Below are 11,325 nucleotides of genomic sequence, written 5' to 3'. Positions count from 1 at the left end.
CCATCCGAACCCGCTCCGCCCGCCCCGCCCGCTCCCGGCGCGGGCGGGCAGCCCTGACCCCCGCTCCAGGACCGCACATGCCCCGCATCGCCTTCACGCTTTCACCCGGAAGCGAATTCATCGAAATCCACCAGCTGCTCAAGGCCGCCGGCCTGTGCGCCAGCGGCGGCGCCGGCAAAATGCTGGTGGCCGACGGCCTGGTGCGCGTGGACGGCGCGGTGGAAACGCGCAAGAGCGCCAAGATACGCGCGGGCCAGACCGTGACCTGCGGCGAGGCCCGCATCGACGTGGCCGCGGCGCCCTGACGTTCTCCCGAACCCGCCCCATGGCCCACCAGGAGCTGTCCCCATGAGCAATCCGGCACCCGACGGCGGCATGATCCGCGTCTATGACGCCTATGGCCGCGAATTCCAGATAACCCGCCAGGAGTGGCGCACCCGCATGCTGCCCGACGCCATCCGGCAGCGCTGGGACGACGCCGACGCGCTGGCGGGCCTGCTCGTGCAGTCGCTCGGCGACGGCTTGCATGCCGACCTCGCCGACGCGGCCGAACGCCTGTACGAGCTGGACGGCGGCGGCGAGCGCGGCGCGGTGCTGCTGGCCATCGTCCACCTGGAGAACGGGCGGCTCGACGACAGCGAACGCGTGCTCGAGCGCCACATCGAAACGCACGGCCCCACCGGCGTGGTGCTGACCAACCTCGCCAAGGTCCACGCGGAGCGCGGCGACCAGGCCGCCGCCCTGGACACGCTGTGGCGCGCGCTGGAGCTCGACCCGAACCAGGACAACGGCCTGGGATGGTTCGAGGCCATCCATCGCGAGCACGGCGGCGACACGGCCGGCCTGGCCGCGATGCGGCGCGTGGCCGGGCTGCCCGGAAGCTGGCGCGCCCAGCTCTGGCTGGCGCACGGCGAACTGGGCGCGCACAACCTGGCCGGCGCTCTCGGCTACTACCGCCTGGCGCTCGAACGCGCCGGTCGGCCCGTCCCCGCGGACCTGCTGCTGCGCATGAGCGGCGACCTGGGCCGCTCGGGCCAGCTGGAGGCGCTGGTTTCCATGACCGCTCCCCATTTCGACGCCGCGGCGCACGGGATGGGCGTGGGCGGCAATCTCATCAGGGCCTACGCCGCGCTGGGGCGCCCGGAACCGGCGCGGCAGGCGCTCGACGCGCTGTATGCGCAGCAGCGGCCCGACTGGAAAGAGGCGCTGGCCTACTGGGACGCCGAACTGGCGCGCCTTCGCGTCGGCGACGGCGCCGTGCCGGAATCCGCGCCCATGCGCATGAACATACTTTCCGCCCAGGGGCCGGTGTGGCTGGCCGAAGACTCGGCCGCCGCCGCGCTCTACCCGCGGCCGGCCGACGACGCGGTGCTGGTGACGTTCCTGGGCGCCTCGGCCGATGCCGGCGCCGGCCCGGCACGCCCCGAACGCCAGCTCGCCGACGCCGCGGGCAGGCTGAGCCGCGCCGTGCCGCTCTACCTGAACGAGCAGGCCCGCCTGCTGGCCGGCGCGCGCACGCAGACGCTGGTGCCCTGGCTGACGCAGCCCTCGCCCGGCTTCGTGCTGAGCGCGCGCGCCTGGGACGACAACGACGCCCTGCGCTACGCGGCCCAATGCGAGGCGCAGAGCGACTTCGTGGTGCTTACGCACCTGCTGGCCCCGCCTTCGGGTCCGTGGACGGCGCAATTGCGGCTGCTGCGCATGGAAGACGAATCTTGCGTGGGCGAGCTGTCGGCCCGCTTTGCGCCGGCCGATCCGGCCGCGGCGCTGAGCGGCCTGGCCCGGGACATGCTGGCCTTGCTGGCGCGGCATTCCGCGCTGCGCCCGCAGCCCGCGCCGGCCGCCTACCAGGTGCCCGAGGGCCCTGGCTTCGCCGATTACCTGCTGCGCCTGGAGCAGTTGCTGGCCGTGCGCTGCCACGGCGCTGGCGACCCGCGGGAACCCGGACTGAACGGAGAACGCGAGATCCTGGACGGCAACCTGCGGCAATGCCTGGCCCACCCGCACAGCGTCAACGCCCGGCTGCTGCTGGCGCGCACGCTGCGCGCCATGGAAAAAGCCCGGCCCCAGGCGGCGGCCGAATACCGCGAGCGCGTGCTCCTGCTGCAACGGGAGCATCCGCTGCCCGGCGCCGCGCAGGCGGCCGTGGACCAAGCCCTGCAGGCGGCTGGCTAGGCGCGGCCGGCCAGGCGCGGCCGGCGAGGCGTGCGGCCCGCCGCCGCTACAGGCTGCGGGCGATCACCAGGCGCTGGATATCGCTCGTGCCTTCGTAGATCTGGCACACGCGCACGTCGCGGTAGATGCGCTCCACCGGGAAATCGTTCAGGTAGCCGTATCCGCCCAGGGTCTGGATGGCGGCCGAGCAGACCTTTTCCGCCATCTCGGACGCGTAGAGCTTGGCCATGGATGCCTCGGCCAGGGCCGGCCGGCCCGCCTCGCGCAGCGCCGCCGCGTGCAGCACCATCTGGCGAGCCGCGTGAATCCGGGTGGCCATGTCCGCCAGCCGGAATGCCACGGCCTGGTGCTCGATAATGGGCTTGCCGAACGCCTGTCTTTCGCGCGCATAGTCGCGCGCGCATTCGAAGGCCGCGCGCGCCATGCCCACCGACTGCGCGGCGATGCCGATGCGGCCGCCTTCGAGATTGGATAGCGCGATCCGGTAGCCCTCGCCCTCCGCGCCCAGCCGCCATTCGGCCGGAACCCGCATGTCCTCGAAGGCGATGTGGCAGGTGTCCGACAGATGCTGGCCCAGCTTGTCTTCCACCCGCAGCACGCGGTAGCCCGGGGTGTCGGTGGGCACGATGAAGGCCGACATGCCGCGCTTGCCGGCCGCCGGATCCGTCATGGCGAACACGATGACCGTGTCGCCGTTGCGGCCCGAGGTGATGAACTGCTTGGACCCGTTGATGACGTAGTCGCCGCCGTCGCGCTGCGCCCGCGTGCGCAGGCTGCTGGCGTCCGAGCCCGCCTGCGGCTCGGTAAGGGCGAACGCCCCCAGGTGCTCGCCGCGCGCCAAGGGACGCAGGAAGCGTTCTTTCTGCTCATCGGTGCCGTACTTGAGGATGGGCATGCAGGCCACCGAGTTGTGCACGCTCATGATGGTGGACAGCGCCCCGTTGCCGGCGGCGATTTCCTCCAGCGCCACCGCGTAGGACACGTAACCGCTGTCGTTGCCGTCCCATTGCTCCGGCACCAGCATGCCGAAGAAGCCGAGCCGGGCCATTTCCTCGACCGCGTCGGCCGGAAAATGATGTTCGCGGTCCCAGCGCGCGGATTCGGGCGCCAGGCGCTCCTGGGCGAAACGGCGCGCCATTTCCTGGACGCTCAGTTGTTCTTCGGTCAATAGCATCGGGGTCTCCTGTCTGTATTTATTTATGCGCACGCGCCTTTTGGGCGCATGCGCGACAGCGAGAATACACCGGCGCGGCCCTTCAGCCGCTGGGCGCGTCGCGCTGCGCGCGCTGGCGCGCCGGGCCGACCGCCGCGTGCAGGTTGTACGCGGTGTTGACCAGGCCGATGTGCGAGAAACCCTGGGGAAAATTGCCCACCAGCCTGCGCCGCCCCACGTCGTATTCCTCGGCCAGCAGGCCCAGGTCGTTGCGCAGCGAGAGCAGACGGTCGAACAGCCGCTCGGCGTCGGTCAGGCGCTCCTGCATGGCGTAGGCGTCGGCCAGCCAGAAGCTGCAGGCCAGGAACACGCCCTCTTCGCCCGGCAGGCCGTCGTCGGTATGTTCGCGCGCATAGCGCCGCACCAGCCCGTCGCGCACCAGTTCTTCCTCGACGGCCCGCACCGTGCCCGCCACGCGCGGGTCGGAAGCCGGCAGAAAGCCCACCTGCGGAATGAGCAGCAGGCTGGCGTCCAGCGCGGTCTGGCCGTAGCTCTGTACGAAGCTGCCGCGCCGCGCATCGTAGCCGTAGAGGCAGATGTCCTGCCGGATTTCCTCGCGCAGGCGCCGCCACTCATCCACCGGGCCGCGCAGCCCGAAGCGCTCGCAAGACTTCACGGCCCGGTCGAACGCCATCCAGCACATCAGCCGCGAATGCGTGAAGGCGCGCTTCTCGCCGCGCACCTCCCAGATGCCGTGGTCCAGCTCGCGCCAGCGCTCGCGCAGCGGATCCAGCAGCACCTTCTGCAGCCGCCAGGCTTCGGCCAGCGGCGCCAGGTCGGCCGCGCGGGCGGCGTAGAGCGTTTCGATCAGCTCGCCGTAGACGTCGAGCTGCGTCTGGCTGGCCGCGCCGTTGCCCAGCCGCACCGGACGGCTGCCTTCGTAGCCGGCCAGCCAGGGAATCTCGTGCTCGGGCAGCCAGCGCTCGCCGGCGATGCCGTACATGATCTGCAACTGGCTGGGGTGGCCCGCCACCGCGCGCAGCAGCCACTGCCGCCACGCCTCGGCTTCTTCGCGGTAGCCGCCGTTGAGCAGGGCATACAGGGTCAGGGCCGAGTCGCGCAGCCAGCAATAGCGGTAGTCCCAGTTGCGGCTGCCGCCCAGCGACTCGGGCAAGGAGGTGGTGGGCGCCGCGATGATGCCGCCGGTGGGCTGGAACGTCAGCAGCTTGAGCGTGATGAGCGAGCGCACCACGGCATCGCGCCAGGCTCCGCCGCCATGCCCGTCCCAGCGGCAGCGGCGGGCCCATTCCTGCCACCACGAGGTGGTGCGGTCCAGGCTTTCCATCCGGTCGGGCACGAAGCGCGGCGTCTTGTGCGAGGGGTGGTACGAAAGCGTGAACGGCACGATTTCGCCGTCGCGCACCTCGAACTGGGCCACGGTCTTCATGTCCTGGCCTTCCAGGGCCACGGGCGTGTGCAGCTCTACCGCGTCGGGACCGGCGATGGCGCTCAGGCCGTAGTCGCGGCGGCGCACCCAGGGCACGGCCTGGCCGTAGTTGAAGCGCAGCACCAGCTCCATCTGCATGGCGACGTGCCCCGACTCGCCGCGCACCACCCGCACCACGTCCACACGCTCGTCGTCGTCGGACAGCGGCATGAAATCGTAGACGCGCACCGCGCCGGTGGCCGTCTCGTGGCGGGTTTCCAGCACCGCCGTATCGGGCAGGTAGCGGCGCGTGGTGCGCACGGCGGGGCCGCGCGGCGCGATGCGCCAGCGGCCGTTGTCCGCATCGCCCAGCAGCGCCGCGAAGCACGCGGGCGAGTCGAAATGCGGCAGGCACAGCCAGTCCATGGAGCCGTCTCGCGCCACCAGCGCGGCCGAGAGCATGTTGCCGATCAGGCCGTAGTCTTCGAGGGGCCGGGACATCGGGCCGCGCTCCTCAGCCCGCCCCGCGGAACTCGGGGTACAGCGTCATCCCGCCGTCCACGAACAGCGTGGTGCCGGTGACGTAGTCCGAGTCGTCCGAGGCCAGCCAGGCCGCGGCCCGGGCCACGTCTTCAGGCTCGCCGATGCGGCCGTAGGGAATCAGCCGCAGCAGCGACTCCAGGGCCTGCGGCGTGCCCCAGGCGGGCTGGTTGATGGCGGTGCGGATGGCGCCCGGGGCGATGGCGTTGACCCGGATCTTCTCCGGCGCCAGCTCCTGCGCCAGCGACTTCATGAGCAGCGAAATGCCGCCCTTGGAGGCCGCATAGTTGGCCTGGAACGCCCAGGGAATCACCTCGTGCACCGAGCTCATGAAGATGATGTTGCCCAGGCACAGCCCCTGGCGGGCCGCGTCGGCCGGATTGTCGCGGAAACGCCGCACTGCCTCGCGGGCGCACAGGAAAGCGCCGGTGAGATTGGTGTCGATCACCTGCCGCCAGTCGGACAGCGACATGTCGGCAATGGGGGACGGGTGCTCGATGCCGGCATTGCTCACCAGGATGTCCAGCCGCCCGTAGCGCCGCGCCGCGTCGTCGAACAGGCGCTCGACGTCGGATTCGCGCGAGACGTCGGCCGCCGAGGTCACGGCCGTGCCGCCGGCGCGCTGGATGTCTTCGACCACCGCCGCCGCGCGCGCCTGGGAATCGCCCCCGGCACGGTGATTCACCAGCACCCGCGCACCCTGCGCCGCCAGCGCGATGGCGGTGGCCCGGCCGATGCCGGAAGACGCGCCGGTCACCACGGCCACCCGGCCGTGCAGATCTCTCCTGCCAGCGTTCGCGTGCTGCATGCCTGCCTCCGATGGCGGACCCCGGCCGCGGAAACCGGACCGCCCCCCGCGCCCGGGCCGCAATTCCCGTCTGGAAACCGTCCAGTCCCTAGCTTAGCGCCGCGTCCGGCGGGGACACAACCGTTCGTTTCACTTGCGTTTTTGGCGGTAATCGAACAAAAACAATCTTCAAAAAGGGCGTTATTTTTCGCTTTTGTTGTTTTATGATACGAGCATGACTCTCAATCCCAGACAAAGCGCCTTGATCGAAATGGTGCGCGCCCAGGGCTCGGCCTCTATCGAGGAACTGGCCAGGCGTTTCGGCGTCACGCTGCAAACCGTGCGGCGGGACGTGCATTTTCTGTCGGAAGCCGGCCTGCTGTCGCGCTTTCACGGCGGCGTGCGCATCGAGGCCTCCACCATCGAAAACATCGCCTACCGTAAGCGGCAGGGCCTGCACGCGGCCGGCAAGCAGCGCATCGCCGAGGCGGTGGCGCGCGCCGTGCCCGACGGCTGTTCGCTCATCATCAACATCGGCACCACCACCGAGGCCATCGCGCGCGCGCTGCTGCGCCATCGCGGATTGCGGGTCATCACCAACAACCTGCACGTGGCCGACATCCTGTCCGATAACCCCGATTGCGAAGTCATCGTGGCCGGCGGCGTGGTGCGCTCGCGCGACCGCGGCATCGTGGGCGAGGCCACCATGGACTTCATCCGCCAGTTCAAAGTGGACATCGGGCTGATCGGCATCTCGGGCATCGAGGCCGACGGCACGCTGCGCGATTACGACTTCCGCGAAGTGCGGGTGTCGCGCACCATCATCGAACAGTCGCGCGAAGTCTGGCTGGCCGCCGACAGCAGCAAATTCCAGCGCCAGGCCATGGTGGAGCTGGCGCACATTTCCGAGATCGACCGCTTCTTCACCGACGCCCATCCGCAAGAGCCGCTGGCCCAGGTGCTGGCCGACGCGGGCGTGCGATGCGAAGTGGCCGCCGACCCGGCCCCGCAGAACGCCTGACACCGCCCCGCGCGACCGAACCCAGATCCTGCTTCGCGGGCGCCGCCCGCCTCCCGACCGACATGAACCAGACCCCCGCCTCCGTCACCCCTCCCGACCGCAAGCGCCTGCTCGCGCAGCTCGACAACACGCCTTCGTGGGACGTCATCGTCATCGGCGGCGGCGCGACCGGGCTCGGCACGGCGGTGGACGCCGCCGCGCGCGGCTTCCGCACCCTGCTGATCGAGGCCGCCGACTTCGCCAAGGGCACTTCCAGCAAAGCCACCAAGCTGGTCCATGGCGGAGTGCGCTACCTGGCCCAGGGCAACGTCAGCCTGGTGCGCGAGGCCCTGCACGAACGCGGCCTGCTCAACCGCAACGCGCCGCACCTGGTATGGCCGCTGGGCTTCGTGGTGCCAGCCTACAACCTGCTCGACCAGCCCTTCTACGGCATCGGCCTGAAGATGTACGACATGCTGGCCGGCAAGCTCAACCTGTCGCCCAGCCGCTGGCTGTCGCGCCGCGAAACGCTGGCCAACGCGCCCACGCTGGCCGAGCGGGTCGGCGGGCGCGGCCTGCGCGGCGGCGTGCTTTATTACGACGGGCAATTCGACGACGCGCGGCTGGCGATCAGCCTGATGCGCACGCTGTTCGACCTGGGCGGCACCGCCGTCAACTACGTGCGCGCCACCGGCCTGACCTCCAGCGGCGGCAAGATCGACGGCGTGACCGCCGAAGACGCGCTGGGCGGCGGCTCGCTGACCCTGCGGGCGCGCTGCGTGGTCAACGCCACCGGCGTGTGGGTGGACAGCGTGCGGCGCATGGAAGACCGCAACGCGCCCACCATGGTGGCGCCCAGCCAGGGCGTGCACCTCACCCTGCCGCGCGAGTTCCTGCCGGGCAAGCGCGCCATCCTCATTCCCAAAACGGACGACGGCCGGGTGCTTTTCGTTGTGCCCTGGAACAGCCACACCATCGTAGGCACCACCGACAGCCCGCGCGCCGACCTGCCGCTGGACCCGGACGCCAGCGCGCAGGAAGTGGACTTCATCCTGGAAACCGCGGCTCGCTACCTGAGCCGCAAACCCACCCGCGACGACGTGACCAGCGTGTGGGCCGGCCTGCGCCCGCTGGTCAAGGCCACGGACGAAGCCTCGACCAAATCGCTGTCGCGCGAGCACACCATCCTGGTGTCCAAGGCGGGCCTGGTCACGGTGACGGGCGGCAAGTGGACGACATACCGCCGCATGGCGCAGGACGTGGTGGACACGGCCATCTCGCACCAGTTGCTCACACAGGCGGGCTGCCGCACCGAAACGCTGGCGCTGCACGGCGCGGCCGGCCTGGCGCCGTCCGAAGAACATGCGGGCACGCCCGACAGCTACTACGGCAACGACCTGCCCCTGCTGCAATCGCTGCCGGGCGCCGGGCGCATGCTGGTCAAGGCCAGCGGCCTGTCCGAGGCGCACGTGCGCTTCGCCGCGCGCTACGAACTGGCGCGCGGCGCCGAAGACGTGCTGGCGCGCCGCAACCGCGCCCTCTTCCTGGACTGCGAAGCGGCGCTGCTGGCCGCTCCCGAAGTAGCGCGCATCCTCGCCGAAGAGCTGGGCCACGACGCGGCCTGGCAACAGCGCACGCTGCGCGACCTGCAGGCCGTGGCGGCCCACTACCGCCTGCCGAAGTAAGGGACGGCGCCGGGCGGGGGCCTCAGGGCGCCCGCAGCGGACTGCGGCCTATCATCGGCACGAAGACGCGCAGCAGGTCCGGATCGCACTTGGCGCCGGACTCGCTTTCCAGCACTTCCATGATCCGCACATGGTCGCGCGCGGCATGATAGGGCCGCACGTCGCCCAGCGCATCGTAGGTATCGGCCAGCGCGATGATGCGCGAAGCCAGGGGAATGGCGCTTCCGGACAGGCCGTCCGGATAGCCCGAGCCGTCGAAATGCTCGTGGTGGTGCCGCACGGCGCGGGCGATGACGGCGCCGCCGGCCATGCCGCTGCGCAGGATGATCTCCGCGCCCGCGGCCGCATGGCGCTTCATGATTTCCCAGTCTTCGCCTTCGAGCCGCCCGGGCTTGAAGAGCACGCGGTCGGGCGTGCCGATCTTGCCCACGTCATGCAGCCGGGCGGCCACCGCCACCGAACCGATTTCCGCCTCCGTCAACGCGCAGGCGCGGGCCAGGGCCACGCTCAGCGCCACGACCCGGCCGCAATGCCGGCCGGTGGCCGGGTCCCTCGCCAATATCGCGGCAAATAGCGCCGCTTCGCTGCCGCCTTCCTGAACGGGTGGTGGAAAATCCGATTGCATCTGGAATCCGGGGCGGGGCTGGAGTCGGCCCGCCTCGATGTCGCAAAAAGCGGCAATTCTGACACATTGCAACAGCCCTTGCCGGCATCAGGCCCGCAGACGCTCCAGCAGGGCCTGCGCGACACCCTCGGACGAGGCCGGATTCTGCCCCGTGATGAGCAGGCCGTCGCACACCACGTGCGGCTGCCAGTCGGGCGCGCGGCTATAGTGCGCCCCCAGGCGCGTCAGCTCGTCTTCCACCAGGAAGGGCACCACGTCGGTGAGCTGGACGGCCGCCTCCTCCGAGTTGGAAAAGCCCGTTACGCGCCTGCCCTGCACCAGCGGCTTGCCGTCGGCGGTGCGCGCGCGGCGCAGCACGCCCGGGGCATGACATACCGCCGTCACCGGCTTGCCCGCGGCCAGCATGGTTTCGATGAGGGCAATGGAATGGGGGTCTTCGGCCAGATCCCACAGCGGGCCGTGGCCGCCGGGGTAGAACACGGCGTCGTAGTCGGAAGCGCGCGCCTCGGCCAGCCGCAGCGTGCGGGCCAGCAGGTCCTGCGCGCGCGCGTCCGCGGCGAAGCGGCGCGTGGCGTCGGTCTGCGCTTGCGGCGCGTCGCTCTTGGGGTCCAGCGGGGGCTGGCCGCCCGCGGGCGAGGCCAGCGTCAGCTCGGCCCCCGCGTCGGCGAGCGCGTAATACGGCGCGGCCAGCTCCTCCAGCCAGAACCCCGTCTTGCGCCCCGTATCGCCCAGCTTGTCGTGGGAAGTCAGCACAATGAGTATTTTCATGTTCCGCTCCTCGCGTCCGGGCCCACGCGCACGATGCGCTTGCCGGCGTTTTCGCCCCTGAGCAAACCGATGAGTCCGCGCGGCGCGTTTTCCAGTCCGTCCACCACGTCTTCGCGGTATTTGATGCGGCCTTGCGCCAGCCAGGCGCCCATGGCGTCGCGGAACTCGCCGAAGCGGTGGCCGTATTCGCTGAAGACAATGAAGCCCTGCATGCGGATGCGCCGCGTCAGGATGGCGCGCATCAGGAGCGGCAGGCGGTCGGGGCCCTCGGGCAGCGCGGTCGCGTTGTAGGCCGAGATCAGCCCGCACACCGGCACGCGGGCGCGCGGGTTGAGCAGCGGCAGCACGGCGTCGAACACCGCGCCGCCCACGTTCTCGAAGTACACGTCGATGCCCGCGGGGGCCGCTTCGGCCAGCCGCTGCGCCAGCCCGGGCGCCTTGTGGTCCAGGCAGGCGTCGAAGCCCAGTTCCTCCACCGCGTAGCGGCACTTCTCGGCCCCGCCCGCGATGCCCACCACGCGGCATCCCTGGATCTTGGCGATCTGGCCCACCAGCGCGCCCACCGCGCCGGTGGCCGCCGCCACCGCCACCGTTTCGCCGGCCTGCGGCTGGCCGATGTCGAGCAGGCCCATGTACGCGGTGCATCCGGGCATGCCCAGCACGCCCAACGCATAGGACGGATGTTCGGGATGCGCGCCCAGGTGCAGCAGGTCTTTCCCGTTGGACAGCGCATAGTCCTGCCAGCCGGACTGCGCCAGCACCCAGTCGCCCGGCGCGTAGCCCGGCAGGTTGGAAGCCTGCACGCGGCATACCGTGCCGCCCACCATCACCTGCCCCAGCTCCACCGGCGCGGCATAGGAAGGCGCGTCGCTCATGCGGCCCCGCATATAGGGGTCCAGCGACAGGTACACGGTGCGCAGCAGCGCCTGGCCCGGGCCGGGCTGGGGCACGTCGCCGGTTTCGAGCCGGAAGTCGGCGTCGGCGGGCTCGCCGCGCGGGCGGGAGGCCAGGACGATGCGGCGGTTGACTGCGGAAGACTGGGGCATGGGTGTCGATCTCCTGTGCAATGCGCGATCGGACCCGCGCAGGGAGGGGGAGGGTTTGATTACACACCGATCGATCCGGCGCGTCCCGTCTTTTAATTAATTAAATAATTAATTAAACTC

The 11,325-nt window shown here is 70.6% G+C and carries 10 protein-coding genes; 4 read left to right on the top strand and 6 right to left on the bottom strand.

Features of this window, described 5'->3' with window-relative positions; all coding sequences use genetic code 11:
• Positions 1-77 precede the first annotated feature (77 nt).
• Complete coding sequence (locus NGJ44_RS22545; protein ID WP_053246675.1) at positions 78-305, top strand: RNA-binding S4 domain-containing protein; 228 nt, start codon at positions 78-80, stop codon at positions 303-305.
• 43 nt (positions 306-348) lie between these two features.
• Entirely contained in the window at positions 349-2,175 is a 1,827-nt protein-coding gene (locus NGJ44_RS22540; protein WP_251865954.1) for a tetratricopeptide repeat protein, read from the top strand.
• Positions 2,176-2,221: 46 nt separating this feature from the next.
• Here the strand turns inward: NGJ44_RS22540 and NGJ44_RS22535 are convergent, their stop codons facing one another.
• The 3 genes from NGJ44_RS22535 to NGJ44_RS22525 all read right to left on the bottom strand — a co-directional run bounded on the left by NGJ44_RS22535 (position 2,222) and on the right by NGJ44_RS22525 (position 6,102).
• Entirely contained in the window at positions 2,222-3,349 is a 1,128-nt protein-coding gene (locus tag NGJ44_RS22535) for an acyl-CoA dehydrogenase family protein (RefSeq protein WP_053246809.1), read from the bottom strand.
• Positions 3,350-3,431: 82 nt separating this feature from the next.
• Positions 3,432-5,255 (bottom strand): glycoside hydrolase family 15 protein, encoded by a 1,824-nt coding sequence (locus NGJ44_RS22530; RefSeq protein ID WP_053246810.1) that lies wholly within the window; start codon positions 5,253-5,255, stop codon positions 3,432-3,434.
• Between the two features lie 13 nt (positions 5,256-5,268).
• Positions 5,269-6,102 carry an SDR family oxidoreductase gene (locus tag NGJ44_RS22525; protein WP_251865952.1) on the bottom strand — a complete coding sequence of 278 codons (834 nt, stop codon included), beginning with the start codon at positions 6,100-6,102 and terminating at the stop codon, positions 5,269-5,271.
• A gap of 214 nt (positions 6,103-6,316) precedes the next feature.
• Here NGJ44_RS22525 and NGJ44_RS22520 point away from each other — a divergent pair, with 214 nt between their 5' ends.
• Complete coding sequence (locus NGJ44_RS22520) at positions 6,317-7,102, top strand: DeoR/GlpR family DNA-binding transcription regulator (RefSeq protein WP_053246828.1); 786 nt, start codon at positions 6,317-6,319, stop codon at positions 7,100-7,102.
• A 62-nt stretch (positions 7,103-7,164) separates the two neighbouring features.
• The gene (locus NGJ44_RS22515; protein WP_251865950.1) at positions 7,165-8,766 is read left to right on the top strand and encodes a glycerol-3-phosphate dehydrogenase/oxidase; all 1,602 of its coding nucleotides are present in this window, start codon (positions 7,165-7,167) and stop codon (positions 8,764-8,766) included.
• 22 nt (positions 8,767-8,788) lie between these two features.
• Here NGJ44_RS22515 and NGJ44_RS22510 read toward each other — a convergent pair whose 3' ends face one another.
• The 3 genes from NGJ44_RS22510 to curA all read right to left on the bottom strand — a co-directional run bounded on the left by NGJ44_RS22510 (position 8,789) and on the right by curA (position 11,205).
• A complete protein-coding gene (locus NGJ44_RS22510) occupies positions 8,789-9,391 on the bottom strand; it encodes an HD-GYP domain-containing protein (RefSeq protein ID WP_251865948.1) in 603 nt (200 codons plus the stop codon).
• Between the two features lie 87 nt (positions 9,392-9,478).
• Positions 9,479-10,159 (bottom strand): type 1 glutamine amidotransferase domain-containing protein, encoded by a 681-nt coding sequence (locus tag NGJ44_RS22505; protein WP_251865946.1) that lies wholly within the window; start codon positions 10,157-10,159, stop codon positions 9,479-9,481.
• The gene (curA, locus tag NGJ44_RS22500) at positions 10,156-11,205 is read right to left on the bottom strand and encodes an NADPH-dependent curcumin/dihydrocurcumin reductase (RefSeq protein ID WP_251865944.1); all 1,050 of its coding nucleotides are present in this window, start codon (positions 11,203-11,205) and stop codon (positions 10,156-10,158) included. Before curA ends, NGJ44_RS22505 begins: the two co-directional genes overlap by 4 nt.
• Positions 11,206-11,325 lie beyond the last annotated feature (120 nt).

This window comes from Achromobacter sp. Marseille-Q4962, assembly GCF_943737005.1.
GTDB lineage: Bacteria > Pseudomonadota > Gammaproteobacteria > Burkholderiales > Burkholderiaceae_B > Achromobacter.
This window is presented reverse-complemented; position numbering and strand designations above follow the sequence as displayed.